The organism is Hyphomonas sp. (assembly GCF_036964145.1).
Taxonomy (GTDB): domain Bacteria; phylum Pseudomonadota; class Alphaproteobacteria; order Caulobacterales; family Hyphomonadaceae; genus Hyphomonas.
The window spans coordinates 16,349-40,354 of record NZ_JBALUC010000004.1 but is presented as its reverse complement, the minus strand read 5'-3'; the positions used below and the strand labels follow the sequence as shown (position 1 = coordinate 40,354).

Genomic DNA, 24,006 nt, shown 5'->3' with positions numbered 1-24,006 from the left:
GCGAGAAACGATCCGTTAGACCTGCCCCCTCCGCTTGGAGGGGGCTTTTTTATGCGCCGCGCTTTAAAGCCGCGACCCGTCCAGTTCGACGTCCGAATGGCGCCAGACAATGTCGAATTTTTCCTGGACCGTAGCCGCCTCATCAGACTTGTCCTGACTTTCCAGCGCCTTGACCAGGCCGAACATCGACCAGCCATTGCGGGGATAGTCTTCGAGGTCTTTCTTGTAGACAGCTTCGGCCGCTGCGAACTCACCGGCAGCGATGTATGCCTCCCCCAGGGATTGCCGCGTCGGATAGTACCAGAAGGGCGGCTCCATATAGGGCAGCGAATCCTGCGCGGCGACGGCCGCCGCAAAATACGGGATCGCCTGATCGGGGCTCCCCTCCGCCATCGCGATTTCCCCCTGCAGCAGCGCATCGGCGATGCCGAGCAACACACTGGCCGGATAGTCCGACGTATCAAGGAAACTGATCTGGACACTGTCCTTCAAGCCGGCCAGCACTTTGCGATCCGCACGCGCGCTCTCCATGTCGCCCGTGCGCGCTGCCGCCACGCCGCGCGCATAGCGCCAGATGGCGTTCGAATAGTCGAGCGACTCCGGCGGCTGCTCCGCGGCGAGAATGTCCTCCCACTGTCCGAACTGTACCAGTGACAGGAGCGGGATCGTCTTGAAGAATTCCACGGTCGGAAATTGCTCGATCTGCTCCATGTGCACATTGTCGGCCACTTTCTGCCCGGCCTCGATGGCCATGTCCTGCTGACCGGACATGCTGGCGGCCGCCCAGAGGAAGTGGATATTGTGCGGATAATAGAGCGCCGGATAGAAACCCTGCGCATTGCACTGAGCGATATAATCTTCATCCACAGAGGCCGCCGTGATGTTGGCCTTGGCCGCATCATCATAGCGCCCAACGCGCCAATAAATGTGCGCCGGCATATGCACGAGGTGGCCCGATCCGGGGACCAGATTGGCGAGGCGGTCGGCTTCATCCTCGGCCCGCCCCGGATTTTGCGACGCCTCCACCGCATGGATGTAGAGATGCAGGGCGAGCGGATGCTCGGGCGACCGGTCAATAATCCCTTCCAGGGACTCGATCACTTTCACCGTTTCCGGCTTCGGCGCCCCATCAGGCGACCAGTAATCCCACGGCATCGTGTTCATCCAGGCTTCGGCATACATTGCCGCAGCATCATCATCCGCCGGATGTGCGGCCACATAGTCGCCCATCGCTTCGGCATAGGCGATGTCCAGCGGCTCACGCGAGGTGGACGGATCGCCATTGTAACGCGCCGCCATCGCCGCAATCAGCGCCTGTTCTTCCGGCGTGGCCGTTTCTGCCAGCTCTTGGGCCTTTGTAATCGCAGCAAAGGCCGCCTGCCGGTCTGCGTCCGACATCACGGCCCTGCCCTTGCTGGTCACATTGATGTTGGGGCCGGTGGCCATCGCCTCGCCCCAGAAACACATGGCACAGGACGGATCGAGCGTCTGGGCCGCCCGGAAAGAGCGGATGCTTTCGGCATGGTTGAAGCCAAAGGCCAGCACCATGCCCTGGTCGAAATATTTCTGCGCATATGGATTCGACGTGGTGATGGGGCGATGAAAATCCCCCATGCCGTCGAACAATGGCGCCCCGGCTTTCTCGGTGATCTCGGCCAGACTCATCTCGGCGTCAGCCGCAGATGCGGTTTCAGCCGCGACCGGCCCCTCCGAGCTTCCAAACTTGTCAGTATACGCGCAGCCGGATAACGCGATCAGGCTTGCCGCGAGCAGCAAATGTCGTGAAGTCATTTTTCGTCCCTCTTGTGGCCAGAAGCTGACGAACATTCGTCACGGCCGCACCCTGAGAGGGAGTTTACCACAATCCCGCGAAAGTGGAGGGAAAGACCAAAAAAATTTTCAATCTGATCCGCCCTCTGCAGTCAATACTGCAGGTAACCCCTCACGATAGGTCGGATACACCGGCCGCCATCCAAGGGCTGCTTTCGCGCGCGCATTGGAGACACGCTTGCATTCGGCATAGAAACTGCGGGCCATCGGGCTGAGCCCGGCCTCGTCGAACGGAACTTCCGGCGGCGGCGCAATGCCGAGGAGGGTCGCCGCGAATGCCGTCACATCCTGCGGCGGTGCGGGCTCGTCATCACACAGATGGAAAATCCCATGCAGATGCGGCCGCTGGACCAGCGCCTCCAATCCGCTGGCAATGTCGTCCACATGCACACGGGAGAAGACCTGACCCGGCTTGACCGCGCGGTGGGCCCTTCCCTCTCTCAGTTTCTGGAAGGGCGAGCGGCCCGGCCCATAGATGCCCGGCAGCCGCACGATGCGCGCTGCGCCATCTGTGGCGTCCATCCATTGCCGCTCTGCCAGCACGCGCGCCCTCGCCCGGTCTGACCCCGGATGGACCGGGCTCCATTCCATGGCCCACCCGCCGCGAAGGTCTCCGTAGACGCCCGTGGTCGAGAGGTAAGTCACGCTCGCTGCGCCGGGCTCGGAATATGTCGCGACGCGCGCCGCAGGGCATCCCCCCTCATCCGGCGGCAATGTCACCAGCCAGTGCGCACCCTCCGGAATGTCGGGCAGCCCCTCCCCGGACCAGGCCTGCGCCGCGATGCCTTCCGCGCGCAAGCGCGCTGCCTTCTCCTCGCTTCTGACGGTTCCAGAAACCTGGAATCCGATAGCTTTCAAGCGTCTGGCCAGGCGCAAGGCGCTGTAACCAAGCCCGAAAACAAAAAGCAGAGATGTCGTATCTGTCATTTGCGCTGGCCGCTCCTGTCGGGTCTAAGACCCGTACTACAGTTTCCGGAGCGCTTGATCCATGTCCATCCTTGCCCTGGCTATCGCCTCCCTGGCCCTGTCGCAGTCTGCTGGCGCGACGATTGAAGCCCGGGAAGCCGACCGGCTGGAAGCCTGCGTCGCCAAGATCGAAGTGGATGCCGAGGAAGCCTATGAGGATGGCCTCGCCTGGATTTATCAGGGCAACCGCCCCAATGCCCGCCAGTGTACAGCCCTCGCCCTGATTGCCCTCGGGCGCCCCGATGAAGGCGCCGCCCGGCTGGAACAGCTGGCCAATTCGGTCGATGGCGGCTCGATGGAGCAACGCGCGGAATATCTCATCCAGTCCGGCAATGCCTGGCTCCAGGCTGGCGCGCCGGAAGCCGCGATCGTAACCTTTACCAATGCCCTGAAACTGAAACCGGGCGTGCCGGATCTTCTGGTCGACCGGGCCAGCGCCAACCTGATGCTGGGCAATTGGACCGAGGCCAAGGAAGATCTCGACCGCGCCCTCACCCTCGCGCCAAGCATGGCGATTGCCCGCCAGCTGCGCGCCGAGGCGCACCTCAATCTCGACCAGCTGAACCTTGCGATGGCCGACATCGACGCCGCGATGGCCGTCGATCCGGAAAATATCGACACGCTGGTCCTGCGCGGCCGTGTGCGCGAAGCTCTTCGCCTGTCGAAAGTGCGCGTGCTCAGCCCCGAAATCGTCGACTGATCCCGTCAGGGCGCCCATGCGCCCAGCCCATCATTCCGGCTCGGCAGTCTCCAGCAGGCCCCGCGCGGTCATCCAGCGCATGAACTGATCGAACCAGCCGTCTGCCGTCACGCCGCGCTTGTATGATCCAAAGCCGTGACCCCCACTTTCATAGACATGCAATTCGGCAGAGCCGCCTGCCCCCATCCAGGATTCGACCAGCCCGAACCCCTGATCTCCGAAAAGCGAGTCATTGGCTGCGAGGGCCGCAAACAGGGGCGGGGCATCGCCTGGAACTTCCACCGCTGTCATCGGGCCATAGATGTAGCCGATGAAATCCGGATGCGGTGCATCGCTGTCCTCCAGCACCACGCCAAGGCTTGTGATCGCGCCAGCGGAGAACCCCAGCAGGCCGATCCGGCCTGTGTCGATCCCCCACTCGGCGCTGCGTGCCTCAACGAGTTTCAACGCGGCCTGTGCATCTGCCACAGCAAGGGGAATCCCCGTGCTCACATCGATTGGCTCGGTTTCCGGGGTCGGCGAAAACATACGTTGCATGTGAACAGCGAACTCGTCTTCCGGCGCCGGCGTTTCCATCACGCGGTACTTCAGCACAAAGGCCGCAACGCCCTGATCGGCCAGCCATTCCGCAATCGGATACCCCTCATTGTCGATGGACACGAACTGGAAACCGCCGCCCGGAATAACGATGACCGCCGCCCCGGTGGCCGTCTCGTCATCTGGCAGGACGGGCAGCAACGTGGGCTGCGTTACATTCCGCACCCAGCGCTCTGTCCCGACATCCGTCCAGATTTCCTCGACCTCACTGCCTTCCGAGCCGGGCGCCTGCCCGTCATAAAGCGGGATCGCCCCCACATCCATTTGAGCGGGCACACGGGTCATGTCAGACGTCTGGGCAACGGCAAACGCTGCAAACAGGGGAGCCATCAGGGCCAGCAAGAATTTCCGGGGCATCATCTCACCTCTTGCGTGTCATTTGTACCGTGTCTGGAGCATATGCCACACCGCCCGCAGGCCGCAAGGCGCGCCCCCTTCCGGACGGCCATACTTGCCGAGCCGCCATGCCCAGACGTCGAAATGTGTCCAGCTCTTTGCCTCGACGAATTGTTTCAGGAACAGGCCTGCCGTGATCGAGCCGGCAAACCGGCCCCCTGAATTGACGAGGTCGGCAATCGGGCTTTTCAAATCGGCGAGATACGGGTCCCAGAGCGGCATACGCCAGACCGGGTCGCCGGACTCGGATGCCCCTGCTTCGATGGCGTCGGCGATGTCCTCATCATCGGTGTAGAATGGCGCCAGCTCTGGCCCCAGCGCCACACGCGCCGCGCCGGTCAGTGTCGCGAAATCGATCAGCAGGTCGGGCGTCTCCTCGCAGGCCCGCGCCAAGGCATCCGCTAGGATCAGGCGGCCTTCGGCATCGGTATTGTCGATCTCGACCGTCAGCCCCTTGCGGCTGGTCAGGATATCGCCCGGCCGGAAGGAATTGCCCGCCACGGCGTTCTCGACAGACGGCACATAGAGTTTCAGATGGACCGGCAAATTCGCGCTCATGATCAGCTGCGACAGCGCAATCACGTGCGCCGATCCGCCCATGTCCTTCTTCATGATCCGCATGCCCGAGCCGGGCTTGATATCGAGCCCCCCGGAATCAAAGGTCACCCCCTTGCCGACCAGCGCGAGGCTCGGATGGGACGGGTCACCCCATTCCAGCTCCATGAAGCGCGGCTCATAGACGGCGGCCCGGCCGACGGCGTGCACCATCGGATAATTCTGCGTGAGCAATTCCTCGCCGATGATCGTCGTCAGCTTCGCGCCGAACTGTTCCGCAAGATCGGAAATCGCCGCCTGAATGTCCTGCGGGCCCATATCGGCGGCCGGCGTGTTCACGAGGTCGCGCAGCAGGGCGCAGGCATCGGCCTCACGGCTCAGCGCGTCGACATCCGCGTCTTCCGGGATGACAAGCTGAGGGGGCGCCGCCTTTTCCTTCAGGTAGCGATCAAACCGATACGCCCCGTCGGCCCAACCAGCCGCAATTTGCTGAAACGCCAGGCTCCCGGTCTCGACAATACGGTACGATCCTTTCGGCAGCTTTGCCGACAGGCCCGCAACCGCGAGCGCATCCTTGCCCTTCCCCAATCCGTACAGCACATGGGCGAGCCCTCCAGACTCTCCCGGCACCAGCACGACTTGCCCGGATGCCCCCGTGAATGCTTGCCCGTCTGCAAAGGCGCGGGCGTTCGGGAACGGATCATTCTCGAGCGATTTGAAGGCCTCGGTGGTGTAGAGGAAGACGTCAACGGCGCCCGTCGGGTCGGCGGTGAAGCTCTTGTGCATGGAATTCAGCCCTTTCAGGGGGAAGAGTTAATGGAATCTGCTGAGGCGTTAACTGATCCTTGACGCCCTTCGGTCCAGACTCACTGCAGTGCCCCAGATACAAACCCGGAGTCCGCTCATGTCCAGAGCCAAAACGTCACTGACTGCGCTGATCCTGGCGCTCGGTGCCTGTGCATCGGCCCCGGATCCGGAAGCTGAGGCCCAGGCAGAATTGGCGCGCGCCATCGAGGACGCGACAAAACCGGCCACGCCGGAAGAAATCGAGGCCGCCAACAATTCAGACCCGCTGACCAAGGCCAATTTCTGGTCCAATGAATACAACAAGGACCCGAAGAATCTCGACGTGGCGATGACATTCGTGTCCGCCTTGCGGGGGATTGGCTCGAATGAGCGCGCCATCGAGGTGCTGTCGCAGACATTGGTGGAGTATCCGGACAATCCGGATCTGCTGATGGCGCTCGGCAAGGTATTCTCGGCGGAAGACAATCTGATGGGCGCCGCGCGCGCTTTTGAAAAAGCGGCCGTCGTGATGCCGGAACGGGCAGACGCATGGTCGGCCTTTGGCATCACCCTGGACAAACTGGAACGCCATGACATGGCGCAGGCCGCCTATGACAAGGCGCTGGCCCTGGAACCAACCCGCACCACAACCTTGGCGAATTATGGCCTGTCCCTCGCCCTGAGCGGAGACCTGACGGGCGCCGAGACAAAACTGCGCCTCGCTGCCGAGCAGCCTGACGCCGATTTGCGCGTCACGGAAAATCTGGCCCTGATCCTCGGGCTTCAGGGCCGGTATGACGAAATGGCCGCGGTGAGCAGCCGGTACGCACCAGAAAGTGTCGTCAAGAAGAATACCGCCCTGCTGCAGGAGATGGTCCAGCCGGTCCGCTCCTGGGACGCGCTGGAAGAGGCCCCGAGGGCCAGCGCGCCGTCACGTCCGGCAACCGCTGAACGGCCCAAGGCGAGCGCCTCCAAGCCAGTGGCTTCCGAAAGCCTGTCGCTTGCCGGGCCTGCCTCGGATGACGAGACGCAAGCTGACGCCCCTGCCCCGGCCGCCACCGGGCTGCGTCTGCGCCGCACACCCGGCTGATACCTGTCCCTGAAAAAGCAAACGCGCCCGCCAGACGAGCCAGCGAGCGCGCTCTACTGAAGTCACCCGGACCTCAGCCCCAGTTCGTATCCGTCTGTTCAATCGCTGGCGTCGAGGCCTGTTCGCCTGCCTGCGATGCCTTGAAGCCGATATAGGCAGGGCCCAGCACAACCAGGAACAGGACCGGCAGGAAGAACAGGATCATCGGCACGGTCAGCTGCGCCGGCAGGGCAGCCGCTTTCTTCTCGGCATGCGCCATACGCATATCGCGGTTTTCCTTGGCCATGACCCGGAGCGCGTCGCCCAGCGGCGTCCCGTAACGTTCTGCCTGGCCGAGCGCCATACAGACGGCCTTGATGCCATCATTGCCAGTCCGTTTGGCAAGGTTTTCATATGCCTGGCGACGTTCCGGCAGATAGGAAAGCTCCGCGACGGTCAGGCCGAACTCTTCAGCCAGTTCTGCGGAGGCCGAGCCCACTTCCTGACTGACTTTTGAAAAACCCAGCTCAATGGACATGCCCGCTTCGACGCAGATCAGCAGCATGTCGAGCGCATCCGGGAAGGCGCGCATGATCGATTGCTGGCGCTTCTGCGCGATATTGGACACGTAGATATTGGGGGCGTAGAAGCCGGCCGCTGCCCCGAACAGAGGCGAGCCATATTTCAATCCCGGCGCAAACCCGTGATCATTGACGAAGAAGATGTACAGGAACACCAGTACCGCCCCGGCGAAGGGCAGCGTCATCCGGGCGAAATAGAATGCTGCCAGCGGCGCAGGGCCGCGCAGGCCCGCCTTGGCAAGATTGTTGACGATGTTCGGGTCTTCGAGCGCTTTTGCGAGATTGAGCTTGGACGAAATATTGCCGATCGCGGAATCATCCGTGCGGCGCAGGCCCTTGGGATTGTCCAGAGCGGCGCGGCTCTGCTTGCGCAGTTTTTCGCGTTGCTCCGTCACGGCCTTGAGACGCGTCTCAAGCTTGTCCGTTTGCAGATATGGCAGGAGCACCGAGATGATCGTGCCGAAGACAGCAAGGGCAATCAGCAGCGCGGCAACGGCGTCGGGCTTGGCCAAGGATGAAAGGATGTCTGTCATCGCTGCGCCCTACAAATCGAAATTGATCATCTTGCGCATGACGAAGATGCCCATGGACATCATCACCACACCGATGGTGAGAAACAGGTGACCTGTGTCGGTCGTGAACAGCTGCATGATATAGGCCGGCGTCGTCATGTAGACGAGAATGCCCACGACAAAGGGCAACGCCCCGATGATCATGGCCGAGGCCTTGGCCTCCGACGACATGGCTTTCACCTTTTCGCGCATCATCTTGCGCGCACGGATCACGCTGGACAAATTGCCGAGCGCCTCTGACAGGTTACCCCCCGCCTTCGACTGGATCATCAGCACGATCATGAAGAAGTTCACTTCCTGCAGCGGCACGCGCTTGTAGAAAGTGTTCAGCGAACGTTCGAGCCCTGCCCCCATTGAGAGGTTGTCGGTCAGCATGGCGAATTCCGTTCGCAGCGGCTCTGGCGATTCCTTTGAAATGATCCGGACACATTCATTCAGCGGCAAGCCAGACTTCACACCACGCACAATGATATCCAGGGCATCTGCAAACTGGTTGATCATTTTCTTGTTGCGGCCATTGGTGAGCATGCCGAGCAGGATACGCGGGAGGCCGACGGCGCCGAAGAAGAAAGCGCCACCCACCAGGGCTGGACGGCTCTTGAAGGAAATTCCGCTGATCACGAGTCCATCGAATCCAAGGATATAGACGGTGCCGCCCAGGGCCAGGCCGAGGACGAGCGAGAAAATCCAGAAGGCCGAAACGGGCACATCCAGCCCGGCCTGCGTCAGGCGGGATTGCAGGTTTTGCGGCCGAATGGATTTGCGCCGCTCCTTGTCCTGCTTGCGCATCGTGTCCAGCATGTCCTGGGTCTTCTGGCGGCGCTTGGCATTCTCATCCATCACCTTGCCGCGCCGGCCCGACCCCGTACCGCCAGTACCGATTGCCTTTGCCCGCTTGCGGGCTGCGCCGGAATTGTCCCCCGTCAACGCGAGACCGACCCCGGCAATCGTCAGGAAGGCCAGTCCGCCGATGACATATATCAACATGTTACCGTCCATGCGTCAGGCTCCCAACTCGTCGAGCGCCGCGGCAAGATCGCGTTCCATGTTATAGTAGGAAGCACGCTCCCAGAAACGCGGCCGGCCGACGCCGGTGCCCCTGTGGGTGCCGGCTACCTTGCCGTCTTCATCTTCGCCCTCGATCTCGTATTTCAGGACATCCTGCAGCACGATCGTTTCGCCCTCGAGGCCCATGACCTCGGTAATGTTCATGATGCGGCGCGAACCATCCCGCAAGCGGGACGCCTGGACCACCACATCAATGGACCCGACAATCATTTCACGGATGGTCTTCGCAGGCAGCGAGAAGCCGCCCATGGTGATCATGGATTCCACACGAGAAAGGGCTTCGCGGGGGCTATTGGCGTGCAGCGTGCCCATTGACCCGTCATGGCCCGTGTTCATGGCCTGCAAAAGGTCGAAGGCTTCTGGTCCACGCACCTCGCCCACGATGATCCGCTCAGGACGCATACGCAGACAGTTCTTGACGAGGTCGCGCATGGTGATCTCGCCTGAGCCCTCAATGTTCGGGGGCCGCGTTTCGAGCCGCACGACATGTGGTTGCTGCAGCTGGAGTTCCGCGGAGTCTTCGCAGGTGATGACGCGCTCGGTCGGATCGATAAAGCCGGTCAGACAGTTGAGCAGGGTCGTCTTTCCTGAACCGGTACCGCCGGAGATCAGGACATTGCAGCGCGAATGGCCGATGATGCGCAGGATTTCCGCGCCCGGTTCGGAAATGGATCCGAAATTCACGAGATCCTGAAGGCGCAGCTTGTCCTTTTTGAACTTACGAATGGTCAGGGTCGGGCCATCAATCGCCAGCGGTGGCGCAATCACGTTCACACGAGACCCGTCCAGCAGGCGGGCGTCACAGATCGGCGAGGAATCGTCGACGCGGCGGCCGACCTGGCTCACAATGCGCTGACAGATGTTCATCAGCTGTGCATTGTCGCGGAAGCGGATATTGGTGCGCTCAATCTTGCCGTTGACTTCGATATAGGTTGTGTCGGCGCCATTGACCATGATATCAGCGATGTCATCGCGGGCCAGCAGCGGCTCCAGAGGGCCATAGCCCAGCACATCATTACAGATATCGTCGAGCAGCTGTTCCTGCTCCGAGATCGACATCACGACATTCTTGATGCTGATAATTTCGACGACGATGTCGCGAATTTCCTCGCGCGCACTCTCGGCGTCCAGCTGAGCCAGCTGCGACAGGTCGATCGTGTCGATCAGCGCGTTGAAGATGGTCATCTTCGTCGCGTAATACTGGTCCGATTGCTGATTGACCTTGCGGACAGGTTCCGGCTTGGCTTCTGGTGCCTGGACGCGCACCGGCTTGGAGCCCGCCGAAGGGGGCTTCGGCGCGCCTTTCACGGGCACCGGTTCGGGCACCGGTGGTTTCTTGGGTGTGGGTTTCGGCTTTGCTTCCGCCGCCGGGGCCGGCTTTGGAGCCGGCGCAGCGGGCGTCGTCAGTTGCGCGCTTGTGGCAGGTCGTTTTCCAAAGGCCATATGAAATTCCCCCTAAGGGTCACTTTCCCAGCAATTTCTTAAAGAACGACTTCTCCTGGGGCTCCACGACCCGTCCAGTCAGTGTGGAGGCCAGGTGGTCTATCGCCTGTGCGGATTTGGATGCCGGATCGGTCTCGGAGATCATCTGGCCATTATTGGCAGCCGTCCCGAACAATTCCGGATCGAAGGGCAGGATGACATCCGGCTCGACCCCAATCGCCGCCGCGAAATCCTTCACAGGAATTTCCGGACGCTTGGGCACACCGCTCATATTCAGCACAAGGCGCGGCGGATGATCGTTCGGACGCTTCGCTCTCAACTGGTCAATCATGTTCTTGCCATTGCGGAGCGAAGCCAGGTCCGGCTGACACACCACGATCACCTCGTCGGAGGCGACCAGCGTGTTGAGCATCCAGGTCGACCACATATGCGGCAGGTCGAGCACCAGGTAAGGCACATTGCGGCGCACGCCTTCGATCACGGTCGAATAGGCTTCGTCGGGAATGTCCATGATCTGGTTGATCGTGGCGGGCGCGGTAAACAGGGACAATCGGTCTGTCGGCTTGGCCAGCAGACGTTCGATCACGCTCTCATCCGCCCGCTCTGGTGCCAGCAGGGCATCGGCAACGGTTTGCGGCGTTTCCTGGTTGAAGTCGAGCGCGGTGGTCCCGAAGGACAGGTCAAGATCGACCAGCGTGGTATTGACCTTGATGTTCTCGGAGAGGGCCCAGGAGAGATTGTGTGCAATCGTCGAGGCCCCTACTCCGCCCTTGGCGCCGACCACGGATATCTGCTTACCCACAAAGGGCGCGTCCGGATTCACGAACAGGTCAGCGACCGACCGGATGATCTGAAGCGGCTGGAAGGGCGGCACCAGATACTCGCTCACCCCACGCGAAATCAGCTGGCGGTAGAGCGTGATGTCGTTGACAGCCCCGATCACCATCACCTTGACGGAATCATCGCAATGCTCTGCCAAAGCGTCGATTTCGCGGAGGACCTGCCCGGCCGAATCAGAAGATTCGATCATCAGAAGGTTTGGGGTCGGATTTTCGCTCATATACGCGATGGCCGCCGGGATTCCGCCCGGGATGCACTCGATCGTCGCGCGCCCCATACGGCGATCCTGGGCACAAACCTCCAGAAGGCCGCGCGTTTCTGCGCGTTCGTAGAACAGCTTGATGGAAATGGCCGGCAACATGACGTCACCACCTGTCGGCTCTGCATGCCCCAGGCCGTGTGCGTCATTGTCAGCCGTCAGGCCTGAATGAGCAGGCTCCGGAGCGGCCTCTTCCGTAACAATCTGGGCCTCTTCCATATCCGGCTGATCAAGATCAGACAGCGGATCATCAGAAAAGACGTCTTCGAAGTCGTCGTCGAACAGTGCGTTTTCGTTAGACATGATCTACTAAACCCTTTTCGTGCCCACTAATTGCCGACCGCAGTCGACACGGCGCCGGATTCGTCCTGGCTCCGTTCGGCGCCAGTTGCTTCACCATCGCGGAACTTGCCGAGAATTGTGCTGCGGCGCAGAGAGTCGCCCTCATCCAGGGACCGTTGGCCCAGAAGGTCGGCCGGATCGGCGATCATTGCCGCAAGATTTGTTCTGACCGCACAACCAAGTGTCGGCATTTCATTGTTCGATGAGATGTCGGCCATGTTGATCTCGGCCAATGACGGGCAGTCCGGAGCAATCGCATCATAGGCCTGATAGGCAAGGATCAGCGGTTCGGAGACGGTCGAGTCCGCGCCGTGACTGCTGCCAGAAATCTCTTCATACTCCACGCCGTTTTCCCAGGCGATCTCCCGCGCTTCGACCACAGCCGACACTGCGAGTTGCGGATTAGCCGAGGATTCCGGCAGAGACATGATCAGCGGACCATGTCCGACCGATCGATAGCTCGCCACAAAATTCTGAATGCGGGCCTTGTCGCTGAGGCTCAGCTGGCTGGCGGCGGGATGAATATCGATTTCGAGAAATTCCGTCCGTTTCGCGACCGTGATCGCATTGCGATCCAGCGGCGTGCCCTGCAGGTACGAAGCAGGCACCGCGGTCGGCGCGGCACTGGAACATGCCGTGACGGCCAAGGCGCCAAACGCCGCGGCCAGAGCAAGAGGTGAAGTCATAAGCCTGGTCATCCTGGATCCCCTACTCCTCAATGAATCCGACGGGTGCACGATAGTCGGCGGCGTCAACCTTGGCGCCGTTCTTGCCATACTGTTCGTTGATCTTTCCGAAGAAGATGGTCTTGGCATCCGACGCATTGGCAAAGCCGTCTGCCGGCGTGCGCAACTGATCCTTGGACGCCGGATCCACCAGATATGGCGTCACGATCACGACCAGTTCGGTCTCTTCCTGGATAAAGTCGCGGGACTGGAACAGCGCGCCCAGAATCGGCAGCTTCTTCAGGCCCGGAATCTGGTCGAGTGTCTGACGTGACCGCGTCTGGATCAGGCCGGCCATCATCATTGATCCGCCCGATGGCAGTTCGATCGTGGATTCAGCCCGCCGAACCGACAGGGCGGGCAACGTCACGCCCTCGACCGTGACGACGTTGCCGCTGTCATCAATCGTGGTCGTGCTGGTGCCCTGAAAGGCGCCCTCGGACGACAATTCGGAGACTTCCGTGGAAACTTTCAGCGAGATACGGCCTTCCGACAGGACGACCGGCGTGAATCCGAGGCCGACACCATACGGCTTGAACTCGACCGTGATGCGGCCATTGTTGTCCTGACCTACAGGGACCGGGAATTCACCGCCTGCAAGGAATTTCGCGGCTTCCCCTGACATGGCGACAATGTTCGGTTCCGCCAGCGTGCGCACGATGCCGATGCGCTCAAGCGCATTGATCTCGGCGCCAATGCTGGATTGCAGATCGGTGCCGACATAATTCTGGTAACCGATCGTCCCGCCGAAACCGCCAAGGCTCTGCCCCTGAACCGGGAAGCTCAGAGAACTGCCAATATCGCCATTGAAGGAATATGGCAGGCCGGGAGCCAGCGTCGTGGTGCCGGTATCGATAGGAACCCCGGATCCGTTATCAGCGAAAAGCTGGCGCTCGACCAGCGCAGCCAGATCGCCAAAGCCCGGCGAGCCCGTCAGATTGATTCCCAGCTGCTTCACGGCATTGCGTTGCATTTCGACAATACGGACCTCCAGGAGGACCTGGTCTTTCGCCGCAATGCTGACCATGTTGATGACCTGCGTCGCTTCATCGGCCTGCACATAGGCTGATACGAGCCGCTCAACCGCATTGAATGCCGTGAGACTGTCAGCAGTCCCCGTCAGGACCACACTGCCATTCATGCCTTCAATGCGCACGCGCGCACCCGGAACATGACGCGCCACCAGCTGCTCCAGCGAGGCCATGTCCATTTCAACGCCGATTTCGAGATTGAGAATCTGGTTTCCGGCGCGATCGAAGACGAATGCATTAGTCTGGCCGAAACTGACCCCGCGGAAAATGATTCGCTTGGCGGTCTGCACAACCGCGTCCGCAATCGCCGGATTGGTGATGACCACATCAGATGCAGGCGTGTCGAGTTCGACAATCATCGACTTGTTCAGGCCAAGCGTGACCTGCTGACTGTAATCCGACTCGCCAGGATGGGTGATGCGTGTACCCATCCGTGCCGACTCGGCCTGTGCCGCCGGCATGCACGCAATGGCCACCGCCAGCGCTGCTATACCCGACAAAGACTTGGACATTCTCATTCTCAGCTTCCCCCAAGACCGGCATTCGATGCCTGTCCGCTGCGATAGATCATAATACCGCCATTGCTGTTCCCACCATTCTCCAGCATGTCGGTCCGCGCTGCGCGGTCATAGGATTCGCCGACATCCGACCACGGCCGGAGAGACAACGAGATCGCGCCTTTGCGCTGGGACAGCGCAATCAGTTCCGCTTCCTTGCTGTTCACTTCCAGCGTGGCCGTATTGCCAACCTGGGAAGCGCCGCCTTCATCTTCGGTCAGGTAGATCTGGTCAATCGCCAGCACACGCACATTCTGAAGAATGGTATCCGTGGCAGTCCGCTCGACCATGTCGCCGCCGGACTGCAACATGACCTGATGAGTCAGGATCACGTCCACGCGGTCATTCGGAAGAATGAATCCCCCGGACGCCGATTCCGTTGAAATCTCGACAGACATCGCGCGCATGCCCGGCTCGATCAGGGCTGCCATGGTCCCTGTATCGCCCTTCTTCACCAGCTTGCGTGGAAGAACAGGCTCATTTTCAAAGATTGGGACACGCACAACGCTGCCGGCCAGTTCCTCGATCGCGTTGGGTGAGTCGGCTTCCGTCCGATAGCCGAGTACAATACTCTTCTCCGGCCAGTCAGCCCATTCCAGATCATCGACCGTGACGAAATCGCCAATCTCCAGATCGCGGCGGGCAATCAGGACCTTGGTCTCTGAGATTTCCTGGGTTTCAATAACGGTTTGCTGCTCGGTCTGGATCACCGGCGCGGGCGCCTGTGCGAGGTTGCGCACCAGGAACGCGGCAGCAATTGCTGCGACAGCGGCACCGATCAGGATGATTAGACGAATTGGCGACATGAGGCCCCACTCCTCCGGAAACAAGACACCTCGGACAGCTCTGAACGATTCAGTGTGGTCCGGTCATGGGCGACCTTTTCACAAGGCCACTAAAGCATCGTTAACTGAATAGACTGATCCGGCTTAAGATTTCGGAAAGGAATGGAGAGCCGGCGCCCGCCGCAAACACGCCTGCGGCAATGGCGACACCATAGGGCACACCAGCATCTTCCTTAAAAGGTGCACGGATCGCCCCTGGGACCACTTCTTCCGGCATCGTTTTCCGCACGAGAATGATGAGGATGGCGCAGGCACCTCCGACCAGGGCCATCGTGAACAAAAAGCTCACACTGGCATTTGGGCCGACCCAAAGCATTACAGCCGGGATCATCTTGGCGTCCCCTCCCCCGACAATATTGAAGGCGAACAAACCAAACGCGACCATAAAAGCACACAGCGCCGCCACCAGATGCCCGCCTATGATTTCTATGGGGATTCCGGAAACGGCGGCCGCCGGCACGAAAAGCAGGGCGAGCGTCAGGTTCAACCAGTTCGGGATGGTCAGGCGGTTCACATCATGAAGCGCTGCAAAAACGCACAAGGCCAGGAACAGGCCGGCAAGAATGGCCAGGATCATCGAAGGCTTCCTTCACATCAGTTCCAGGTCATCCTGACGGAAAAGGCTGAAGGAAGTTTTTATATCCGTCCCGCCAAAACAAAGAAGCCGCCAGGTTTCCCCGGCGGCTTCGTTGGTATGTATTGGACTGTTACGTCCTGGCCGATTACGAGCCAGCACCGTCCATAGTCGTGGCAACGCCTTGGAACTTATTGTTCACAGACTTACCGAGGGCGGTAGCACCGCCGATGATAGCAACAGCGATAAGTGCAGCGATCAGACCATATTCAATAGCCGTGGCACCGGACTCGTCTTTCAGAAAACGTGCAAACATTGGAAACTCCCATCATGCAATTGTTTTTTGCCCCGGCAAAATCCTCTACCCGGAACATGACGGAAATTACCGGATCATTCTCAACATCACATGAAAGAAAAGAGAAAATCCATGAAGGCAAAACAGGGTTTCATTTACCTTTTGAAGGCCCGAAAACATTGGGCTTTTAGTGATTCGATCTGTTTCCGGTTATTCCATATAAAGACAATCTCAGGGAAATTCGTCCCACGCGCATTCTCTTATTAGGAAACGCGCAACCTTATTGAACGAGTGTGCCCCTGCTGAATAATTCTGGAGACAGCAAGATGAACCTGTTCGCGAAGATCTGCGCCCTGCCGGTCACCGCTGCGCTCTTGTCACAAGCCGCACTGGCCGCCCCTCTTTCGGTGGAGATCAACAAGACGATACCCGTTCACTTGCGCAACGCAGCCGCCAGTGTCGTTTTGGGCAACCAGAAGATTGCCGATGTGGCCGTGCATGATGAACAGCTTATCTTCATTACGGGTAAAATGTTCGGCACGACCAATCTGCTGATCTTTGACGATGCAGGCCGCCAAATTTATTCTACTGACATCGTCGTGGTCGCAAATGAGGCGAATTTGGTGACGATCAACCGATCCGGTACCAACTTCACCTATGATTGTGCGCCCAATTGCCAGTCGACACTGAGCGTGGGCGATGACCCCAGCCATTTCGAGCAGTACATCGAACAGCAGACAGGGGCACAAAGCCTTTCGGGTGGCAATTAGCGTCACGCCTGCCCCAAAAGCATGAAATTCAACCGATCGACGAAACCTGCTGATCACCCACATCTGATATTCCACCATCTAATCATGTGGGTCTGTTTGGGTGATGACAATGACAGCACAAACCGGAATCCTTGCGCCGCGCCTGCGCCGCAAATTCATGGAATGGTGTGAGAACCGCCGCGGGGCAACCGCTGTCGAGTTCGCACTTGTTTCCGTCCCTTTCTTTTTCCTGATCTTTGGACTTCTGGAAATCTGTCTCCTGTTCATCATGTCTACGGTGCTGGAACACGCCTTGGGGGAAGCCTCGCGCAAGATCCGTACGGGCCAGGCGCAGGATAGCGGTTTTACCAAGGTGGAATTTCGCAGGGAAGTCTGTTCAAAACTCTACGATTTGCTCGATTGCGACGACCGTCTCTATATTGACGTACGCTCGCTCGACAAGTTCAGTGCGGCCGACCTTACAACGCCCCTGGATGGTGACGGCGAAATTGACGACATCGACTTCAAATATGATCCAGGAACGGCCAACGATATCGTGGCAGTCCGGGTCTTTTATGAATGGCGTCTGATGACGCCTTGGGTCTCCGCGCCTTTATCAAATCTCCCGAACAACCGTCACCTGATCCAGACCAATGCGGTGTTCCGCAACGAACCTTTCGGAGACTGATGGTCATGACCAAGAAATCTCTTCTCTCCCGACTCAATCCCCGCCTCAAATGGCGCGGTGTGCGCGGCATTCGCTACAATCAGGAAGGCGTTTCCGCCGTTGAATTCGCCTTGATCGCCCCGCTCCTGATCTTCATCTATCTGGGCGCGGTCGAGCTCAGCCTGCTCATGCGGGTTGATCGCCGGGTCACGTCGACCACAGCCAGCCTGGGAGACCTGACGGCCCGTCTGGCAACCGTGACAGACGATGACATGAAAGAAATGTTCGCCGCAGCCGAAGTCATGATGCAACCCTATCAGGCTCAGAGCTCCACCATGCGGATCACCAGCATTGTGGATCATGGCGATGGGAAGCCCGTGGTGGAATGGTCCGACGCGTACAAGATGGCGGCTTATTCGAAAGGCGCAAAAGTGACTGTGCCGGATGGCATCATCTCATCGCCCGGCTCGATCATTCTGTCCGAAGTCGTCTACGAATATGACAGCCAGATCGGCGGCTTCATCAACACGACCAAGACAATCAAGGACGAGTTCTATCTCCGTCCCCGCCGGGTTGATGAAATTGCCCGGGTTACGAAGGGTACCGGCAACGCCTTCGGCCCAACCAGCTAGGTCTCGCCTAATCCCGCCCCTACTCGGCAGGCGTTCGCGAGACCTTGACCGTCGTCAGCATGGCAAATCCGCAGAAGAACAGCAGGGCAATGGCCGACATGCCAACCCGCTGGCTGTTTGACCAGGTGGTGAACAATTCGATCAGGAGCGGCCCAATCCAGACCGTGACTGTTCCGGCAATCGCGTAAAGCCCAAAGAATTCCCCCCGCATATGGGTCGGCGCGATGTGTACAAGCATCGACCGGCTGGACGATATGTTGGCGGTCGCGAAGACGCCGATCAGCGCCCCGTTCAGCAGATAGGTCACATCTGACAGGCTGGAGAAGAATGGAGCCTGCCACAGCTCCCGGTTCTCGATCAGGCCGAACAGGATGGAATCCCGCGTTACGGAAAGCCCGAAGAACAGGATGGCGACAATCGCCAACAGCTCCATCAGGAGCGCATTCTTGGGTCCGAGCTTGGAGTCGAACCAGCCGCCGGCCACGCCGCCAATCGCCGCCCAGACCGAGGCCCAGATGGCATAGATGGTCAGCTCCACAATGCCCCAGCCCAGGAACAGGCTGACATACACTGCCGCCAGCGCCAGCAGGGCGAACATCCCGTCGGCATAGATCGTCCGCGCAATCAGGAATTTGAACGCCTCGCGATACTCCGCTGCCCGGCGCACGGTGCGAATGACCCCTTCGGCCCCTTGCCGGACAGAGGGCAGGAAGGGCGTGCCTTTCACCCCGGAATCCTTCGCATACAGGAAGAATGGCACAATCATCGCGACCAGCCAGACCGCACAGAGAGGGCCCGCGATCCGGAAATGCTCGTATTTCGCCGTATCAATCCCGAACAGGGGCTCCTCGAACGGCCAGCCCAGCATATCCGGCAGGGCGAACATGAGGATAACGGCCACAAACAGGAGCGTCGCGGCGGCATTGCCGAGCGCCAGCCCAAGCCCCGAGACGGCCGGCAGCGCGGTCGGTCGCGCCGCATCCGGCAGCATGGAATTATGTGTCACCTCGCTATAGGTGTAAGTGACATAAGCGGCGATCAGGATGCCGATAATGGTGCCGGTAGAGAAACCGGACTCGCCCGGCACGGCCCACCAGAGCAGGAAGCTGAGCACCGACAGAACGCCGAGGAACAGGATCAGCAACGGTTTGCGACGCAGGCCCCGGTCAAACGCCGCCCCCAGGAAGGGCGCCGTCAGCGCCGCGATCGCGCCCGCCCATTTCGACAATGAGGCCACCACCGCCTGCCCTTTCGCGCCGGCTATCTGGCGTGCGGTCTCCGGGTCCAGGCCGTCCAGCTCGCCGCTGGCCAGAATGTCCGCGCCAATGATGTCACGCGCGAAATACGGCGCGAACACATAGATGATGATCAGGATATAATAAGGGTTGCGGGCCCATTCGAACCAGGCCCAGGCCAGACCCGTCTTGCCAAGGGCACCCCCTTCGCCGGCCGTGCGCGTTCCCTGGGAAGCCACAATGGCAGCTTCTTCGTCCTGGCCGGGCGAAATGGATGTCTCGGTCATGCAGTTTCCTCCCAAGTGCCGCTTGCCGGCATCTGTTGCCTAGCCTGCACATTCGCAAGGAAAGGGAAAGCGGTTTTCCCGCTGTCTCTACGTCAGGCCGAGAGTTTTTCAGCCAGCTCCGCCGCATACTTGGTGATGTCCCCTGCCCCGAGACAAACCACCATTGCGCCAGGCTCAGCGAGCTCCTTCAGCGTCTCCGGCAAGGCCTCGATGGAGGCGAGCGTCGCGGCGCCCCGATGACCATTGCGCAGAATGCTGGCGACGAGCGATTCGTGGTTAAACCCCTCGATCGGGCTCTCGCCGGCCTCGTAGACGGGCGCGACCAGCACATGGTCAGCCTGATCGAAACAGCGGGAGAAATCCTCAAACAGGTCGCGCAGGCGCGTATAGCGGTGCGGCTGGCAGACAGCGATCAGCTGTCCCTGTCCCTGCATGGCGCGCGCAGCCTTCAGCACGGCGGAGATTTCCACCGGGTGATGACCATAATCATCAATGATGCGGACGGGCGGCTTGCCTTCGACCGGCACCCATTCGCCGACTTGTGTAAAGCGGCGCTTCACCCCGCCAAATTGCCCCATCGAGGTTCGGATCTGATCGTCGCTCGCGCCAAGCTCCAGCGCGACCGCGACAGCGGCCAGCGCATTCTGGACATTGTGCTCGCCTGCCATCGGCAGGGTCAGCCCTTCGATCATCCGTGGCTGGGCCGAGCCGGGACGGCGCAGCGCCACATCGAAATGCGCGCCGGACAGATCGGTCTTCAGATTTATCGCGCGGACATCGGCCTGACGGTTGAAGCCATAGGTGATGCGGCGCCGGTCCGTGACCCGCGCGGCAAGCCCCTGCACTTCAGGATGGTCCGTGCACAGGACGGCAAAGCCATAGAATGGCAAATTCTCGACAAAGGTATCAAACGCCTCGCGGAGTTTCTCCATGGAGCCGTAATGGTCCATGTGTTCCGCGTCGATATTGGTCACCACGGCGCACGTCGGGTGGAGCTTGGCAAAAGTACCGTCGCTTTCGTCACTCTCCACGACCATCCAGTCGCTCTCGCCTGCCTTGTAGTTCGACCCATAGGCATGAATGATTCCGCCATTGATGACGGTGGGGTCGATATTCGCGCCATCTAGCAGCGCCGCGACCATCGACGTCGTCGTCGTCTTGCCATGCGTGCCCGCGATGCAGACCGTGTATTTCAGGCGCGTGATCTCTGCCAGCATGTTGGCGCGGCGCACGACCGGAATGCCTGTAGCGCGGGCCGCATCGACCTCTGGATTGCCGGACTTGATCGCGGTCGAGATGATGACCGTGCCGGCCCCCTCCACATTCTCGGCGGCGTGACCGATGAAGATCTTCGCGCCGCGGTCGCGCAGGCGCTGGATATTGTCGGACTCACGTATGTCAGAGCCCTGCACCTGATAGCCCATCGTGATCATGACGTCGGCGATGCCAGACATGCCGATGCCGCCAATGCCGACAATGTGCGCGGGACCAAGATCAAAGGGAGTGGGAGAAGTCATGCAGGATCGTCCAAATGAGGAAACGGGAACGCCTAGCGATACCGTGACGCGGGAGCGCGAAGCAAGGATTGCTTGCGCATGACACATTCATGAAACCGAAGGCGATTTTCTTGAACAGGCACCGTGCGATCCCAAAATGACTGGAATGAGGCACAATCCGGGTGCTTTATGGTGAGGGGGAATAATCATGAAAATGCATCTGGCCCAGCTCAATGTCGGCCATCTCGTCGCGCCGACGGATGATCCGCGCGTGAAGGATTTCATGGACAATCTCGATCTCATCAACGGACTCGGCAAATCCATGCCCGGCTTTGTCTGGATGATGGAAGGGTCGGGTGAGCCCGGCCAGGGCAACACGGAAGCCAAGATTGACGGGGATCCGCAATTCGTCGCCAATCTGACCGTCTGGGAAGATGTGCAAAGCCTCGAACGGTTTGTCTGGGGCACCATCCACCGAAAATTCTATGAGCGTCGGGCCGAATGGTTCGAGCTGATGCGGGAGATGCATTTCGTCATGTGGAAAATCCCGGAAGACCATACGCCTACGCTCGAAGAGGCGCTCGAACGGCTCGCCCTGCGCCAACAGAAAGGCGACACGGAAGATGCGTTCGGCTGGGAATGGCTGCGGGATGCCGAGATGCACAAGACTCATGCCTGCGCGCCGCGCGTCGCCTAAAGCTCTGCGACCCGTTCTGCCATGTCAGCCAGGTCTTTCGTGGCATTGACCTTGGCCGAGGCCTTCGCCGCCGCAGCGCGCGCGCGCAAATCATCCGTATCCTGCAGGCGGGCCGTGATCAGCGCGCCCAGCAATTGCGGGTAGAGATTGCTTTCCAGCACCATGTCGGCGGCGCCGATTTCCGTCAGGGCCTCGGCATTTGCGGCCTGATGGTCATCCATGGCAATCGCCAGCGGGATCAGGATGGAGGGGCGACCAACCGCAGCAATTTCCGACACCGTGCCAGCACCGGACCGGGCGATCACGAGATGCGCCTGCGACAGCTTTTCCGGCATGTCGGAAAAGAACGGAGCCAGCTCGGCGTCGATCTTTACCCGGCGGTACATGTTGTCGACAAAGGCGTATTGTTCTTCCCGTACCTGCTGGATAACGCGCAGCCGCGCCTGCAGCGGCGGGGGCACGAAATCGACAATCGCCGTCGGGATGGTCTCGCCGATGATCTTCGAGCCTTGGCTACCTCCCGTAATCAGGATTGTCAGCGTATCGTCCGTAGAGGGATAGGGATCGTCCCGCCGCGCCAGGATCGCCTCGCGCACCGGATTGCCCACGGCCAGATGCGCGCTCCAGGAGGGCAGCTTGTCGAGCCGCTCGAACCCGCTGGCGACCAGCTTGGCCTGCCGGGCAAAGCGGCGGTTCACCCGCCCGAGCACGGCGTTCTGCTCATGAATGATGATCGGCACTTTCATGCGGCGCGCCGCAGCGAGCGCCGGAAAGGCCGGATAGCCGCCGAAGCCCGCCATCAGGCTGGGCCGGGTTTCCCGGATCAGCGTCTTGGCGCGGGAAATGCCGGCATTGATCTTCATCGCCGCGCCTGGCAGCGTCCACGGCTTGCGGAAATTCGGAGAGGCGGCCTGAACCTGTTCCAGCCAGTCGGCCGGAAAATCCTTGGCATATTTCGCGCCGCGCTTGTCAGAGATCAGGCCAATCTTCCAGCCCCGCGCGCGCATCTCGTCGGCAAAGGCCCTGGCGGGGAACATGTGCCCCCCGGTTCCGCCTGCTGCGATGATGACGAGCTTGTCTCTGTCGTTAGCCATAGCGGCCCCTTGTGCGCGTACCTTGTCCGCGCACAAGTGCCAGCGCAAGGCCCAGTGTCAATCCCGTCCCGATCATGGACGAGCCGCCATAGGACACAAATGGCAGTGTCATGCCCTTTGGCGGGATAAGGGCCAGATTTACGGCAATGTTTATGGCAGCCTGAAGGCCAAATAGCGTGAAGAGTCCGGCACTCGCCGCGCGCGCATAGCCATCATCCACCCGGGAACTGGCGCGGAAGCCGCGCAGGATCATGAGAACGAAGATCGCCATCAGCACGAGTGCTGCGATCAGGCCGAACTCCTCGACCATGACGGCATAGATGAAATCGGTGTGCGCGTCCGGCAGATGGATCTTCACCTGCCCCTCGCCCGGACCAACACCGAACAGGCCGCCCCGGCCGATCGCCTCGGCCGCGCGGTCGATCTGATACGTGTCGGCGGAATCCGGATGGATGAAGCTGTTCACGCGGTAGCGGACATGCGGCAGCAAGGCATAGAGCGAGGCCGACAGGCTGACGCCGCCAACCGCAAAGCCCGCTGCCCATCTCCACGGCAGGCCACTGACAAAGAAGGTCACGACAAACGCCGCCGTCAGCAGGACCGACTGACCCACATCCGGCTGCAACAACAAGAGACCGAGCGTGACCGCATAGAACAGGAAGGCGATCACCGCCCACGGGCCGGTCGGGTAAAGCTCGCGCTGGGCCAGCAGCCAGCCGCCGAACACGATAAGGGCAGGCTTCACCATCTCGCTTGGCTGCAAGGAGAAGCCGGCGATCCGCAACCAGCGTTGCGCGCCTTTCGCTTCATGGCCCCAGACCAGGATGAAGAACATCAGAGTCAGGCTGACAATGAAGACCAGCGTCGCGAAGCGCCGCGCCCAGGCCCGGTCCAGCATGCTGACCGCCACCATGATGAGGCAGCCGAGACTTGCGAAGCCGACTTGCCGGAACACGAAGAAATACTCGTCAGCATAGCCGATGCGCGCAGCCGCCGTCGGCCCTGCCGCGAGCGACATGAGCAGGCCGATTGCAATCAGGAAGAATGCGCCGCCGAGCAGGCCCCAATCGAGCGTCCGCCGCCACTCGGTCAGCCAGGACATATCCGAGCGTGCGAGC

General features: G+C 60.5%; 25 protein-coding genes. 8 read left to right on the top strand and 17 right to left on the bottom strand.

Translation table 11 applies throughout. The features are described 5' to 3' along the window. Positions 1-63: 63 nt before the first annotated feature. Positions 64-1,791 (bottom strand): tetratricopeptide repeat protein, encoded by a 1,728-nt coding sequence (locus V7660_RS12340; protein ID WP_335603353.1) that lies wholly within the window; start codon positions 1,789-1,791, stop codon positions 64-66. Positions 1,792-1,899: 108 nt separating this feature from the next. Further along, positions 1,900-2,757 carry an SDR family oxidoreductase gene (locus tag V7660_RS12335; protein WP_335603352.1) on the bottom strand — a complete coding sequence of 286 codons (858 nt, stop codon included), beginning with the start codon at positions 2,755-2,757 and terminating at the stop codon, positions 1,900-1,902. Positions 2,758-2,818: 61 nt separating this feature from the next. Here V7660_RS12335 and V7660_RS12330 point away from each other — a divergent pair, with 61 nt between their 5' ends. Next, complete coding sequence (locus tag V7660_RS12330) at positions 2,819-3,496, top strand: tetratricopeptide repeat protein (protein ID WP_335603351.1); 678 nt, start codon at positions 2,819-2,821, stop codon at positions 3,494-3,496. 30 nt (positions 3,497-3,526) lie between these two features. Here V7660_RS12330 and V7660_RS12325 read toward each other — a convergent pair whose 3' ends face one another. Both V7660_RS12325 and V7660_RS12320 read right to left on the bottom strand, forming a co-directional pair. Continuing rightward, positions 3,527-4,450 carry an alpha/beta hydrolase gene (locus tag V7660_RS12325; RefSeq protein ID WP_335603350.1) on the bottom strand — a complete coding sequence of 308 codons (924 nt, stop codon included), beginning with the start codon at positions 4,448-4,450 and terminating at the stop codon, positions 3,527-3,529. Between the two features lie 18 nt (positions 4,451-4,468). After that, positions 4,469-5,830, bottom strand: a complete 1,362-nt coding sequence (locus V7660_RS12320; protein WP_335603349.1) for a leucyl aminopeptidase family protein — start codon at positions 5,828-5,830, stop codon at positions 4,469-4,471. A gap of 118 nt (positions 5,831-5,948) precedes the next feature. Here V7660_RS12320 and V7660_RS12315 point away from each other — a divergent pair, with 118 nt between their 5' ends. Beyond that, positions 5,949-6,920 carry a tetratricopeptide repeat protein gene (locus tag V7660_RS12315; RefSeq protein WP_335603348.1) on the top strand — a complete coding sequence of 324 codons (972 nt, stop codon included), beginning with the start codon at positions 5,949-5,951 and terminating at the stop codon, positions 6,918-6,920. Positions 6,921-6,993: 73 nt separating this feature from the next. Here V7660_RS12315 and V7660_RS12310 read toward each other — a convergent pair whose 3' ends face one another. The 8 genes from V7660_RS12310 to V7660_RS12275 form a co-directional block, all read right to left on the bottom strand. Next, positions 6,994-8,013, bottom strand: coding sequence for a type II secretion system F family protein (locus V7660_RS12310; RefSeq protein ID WP_335603347.1), 1,020 nt, complete (start codon positions 8,011-8,013; stop codon positions 6,994-6,996). A 9-nt stretch (positions 8,014-8,022) separates the two neighbouring features. After that, complete coding sequence (locus V7660_RS12305; protein ID WP_335603346.1) at positions 8,023-9,039, bottom strand: type II secretion system F family protein; 1,017 nt, start codon at positions 9,037-9,039, stop codon at positions 8,023-8,025. Between the two features lie 15 nt (positions 9,040-9,054). Beyond that, positions 9,055-10,563: a CpaF family protein gene (locus tag V7660_RS12300; RefSeq protein WP_335603345.1), complete on the bottom strand. Its 1,509-nt coding sequence runs from the start codon at positions 10,561-10,563 to the stop codon at positions 9,055-9,057. Positions 10,564-10,582: 19 nt separating this feature from the next. Continuing rightward, positions 10,583-11,965, bottom strand: coding sequence for an AAA family ATPase (locus tag V7660_RS12295; protein ID WP_335603344.1), 1,383 nt, complete (start codon positions 11,963-11,965; stop codon positions 10,583-10,585). 26 nt (positions 11,966-11,991) lie between these two features. Beyond that, positions 11,992-12,690 carry a CpaD family pilus assembly protein gene (locus tag V7660_RS12290; protein WP_335603343.1) on the bottom strand — a complete coding sequence of 233 codons (699 nt, stop codon included), beginning with the start codon at positions 12,688-12,690 and terminating at the stop codon, positions 11,992-11,994. A 22-nt stretch (positions 12,691-12,712) separates the two neighbouring features. Further along, positions 12,713-14,272, bottom strand: coding sequence for a type II and III secretion system protein family protein (locus V7660_RS12285; RefSeq protein ID WP_335603342.1), 1,560 nt, complete (start codon positions 14,270-14,272; stop codon positions 12,713-12,715). Between the two features lie 8 nt (positions 14,273-14,280). Beyond that, positions 14,281-15,123: a Flp pilus assembly protein CpaB gene (cpaB, locus tag V7660_RS12280; RefSeq protein WP_335603341.1), complete on the bottom strand. Its 843-nt coding sequence runs from the start codon at positions 15,121-15,123 to the stop codon at positions 14,281-14,283. Positions 15,124-15,223: 100 nt separating this feature from the next. Then, complete coding sequence (locus V7660_RS12275) at positions 15,224-15,676, bottom strand: A24 family peptidase (RefSeq protein ID WP_335603340.1); 453 nt, start codon at positions 15,674-15,676, stop codon at positions 15,224-15,226. Positions 15,677-15,679: 3 nt separating this feature from the next. Here V7660_RS12275 and V7660_RS12270 point away from each other — a divergent pair, with 3 nt between their 5' ends. Next, positions 15,680-15,907 (top strand): hypothetical protein, encoded by a 228-nt coding sequence (locus V7660_RS12270; RefSeq protein WP_335603339.1) that lies wholly within the window; start codon positions 15,680-15,682, stop codon positions 15,905-15,907. Here V7660_RS12270 and V7660_RS12265 read toward each other — a convergent pair. Continuing rightward, complete coding sequence (locus tag V7660_RS12265) at positions 15,885-16,052, bottom strand: Flp family type IVb pilin (RefSeq protein WP_335603338.1); 168 nt, start codon at positions 16,050-16,052, stop codon at positions 15,885-15,887. The genes V7660_RS12270 and V7660_RS12265 overlap by 23 nt on opposite strands. A gap of 14 nt (positions 16,053-16,066) precedes the next feature. Between V7660_RS12265 and V7660_RS12260 the strand changes: the two genes are divergently transcribed. From V7660_RS12260 to V7660_RS12245, 4 genes are all read left to right on the top strand, one after another. Continuing rightward, the gene (locus V7660_RS12260) at positions 16,067-16,222 is read left to right on the top strand and encodes a hypothetical protein (protein WP_335603337.1); all 156 of its coding nucleotides are present in this window, start codon (positions 16,067-16,069) and stop codon (positions 16,220-16,222) included. Positions 16,223-16,357: 135 nt separating this feature from the next. Next, positions 16,358-16,801: a pilus assembly protein N-terminal domain-containing protein gene (locus V7660_RS12255; RefSeq protein WP_335603336.1), complete on the top strand. Its 444-nt coding sequence runs from the start codon at positions 16,358-16,360 to the stop codon at positions 16,799-16,801. Between the two features lie 109 nt (positions 16,802-16,910). Beyond that, positions 16,911-17,468, top strand: coding sequence for a TadE/TadG family type IV pilus assembly protein (locus V7660_RS12250; protein WP_335603335.1), 558 nt, complete (start codon positions 16,911-16,913; stop codon positions 17,466-17,468). 5 nt (positions 17,469-17,473) lie between these two features. Then, entirely contained in the window at positions 17,474-18,079 is a 606-nt protein-coding gene (locus V7660_RS12245) for a TadE/TadG family type IV pilus assembly protein (RefSeq protein WP_335603334.1), read from the top strand. A gap of 19 nt (positions 18,080-18,098) precedes the next feature. On the opposite strand, the gene V7660_RS12240 is transcribed toward V7660_RS12245, so the two are convergent. Both V7660_RS12240 and murC read right to left on the bottom strand, forming a co-directional pair. After that, a complete protein-coding gene (locus tag V7660_RS12240) occupies positions 18,099-19,601 on the bottom strand; it encodes an MFS transporter (protein WP_335603333.1) in 1,503 nt (500 codons plus the stop codon). 92 nt (positions 19,602-19,693) lie between these two features. Then, positions 19,694-21,118 carry a UDP-N-acetylmuramate--L-alanine ligase gene (murC, locus tag V7660_RS12235; protein WP_335603332.1) on the bottom strand — a complete coding sequence of 475 codons (1,425 nt, stop codon included), beginning with the start codon at positions 21,116-21,118 and terminating at the stop codon, positions 19,694-19,696. 187 nt (positions 21,119-21,305) lie between these two features. Here murC and V7660_RS12230 point away from each other — a divergent pair, with 187 nt between their 5' ends. Beyond that, positions 21,306-21,794: a DUF3291 domain-containing protein gene (locus tag V7660_RS12230; RefSeq protein ID WP_335603331.1), complete on the top strand. Its 489-nt coding sequence runs from the start codon at positions 21,306-21,308 to the stop codon at positions 21,792-21,794. Here V7660_RS12230 and murG read toward each other — a convergent pair. Together murG and V7660_RS12220 are read right to left on the bottom strand one after the other, a co-directional pair. Continuing rightward, the gene (gene murG / locus V7660_RS12225) at positions 21,791-22,888 is read right to left on the bottom strand and encodes an undecaprenyldiphospho-muramoylpentapeptide beta-N-acetylglucosaminyltransferase (protein WP_335603330.1); all 1,098 of its coding nucleotides are present in this window, start codon (positions 22,886-22,888) and stop codon (positions 21,791-21,793) included. The genes V7660_RS12230 and murG overlap by 4 nt on opposite strands. Beyond that, positions 22,881-23,990, bottom strand: a complete 1,110-nt coding sequence (locus V7660_RS12220) for an FtsW/RodA/SpoVE family cell cycle protein (RefSeq protein ID WP_442910048.1) — start codon at positions 23,988-23,990, stop codon at positions 22,881-22,883. The genes murG and V7660_RS12220 overlap by 8 nt, the downstream gene beginning before the upstream one ends. Positions 23,991-24,006 lie beyond the last annotated feature (16 nt).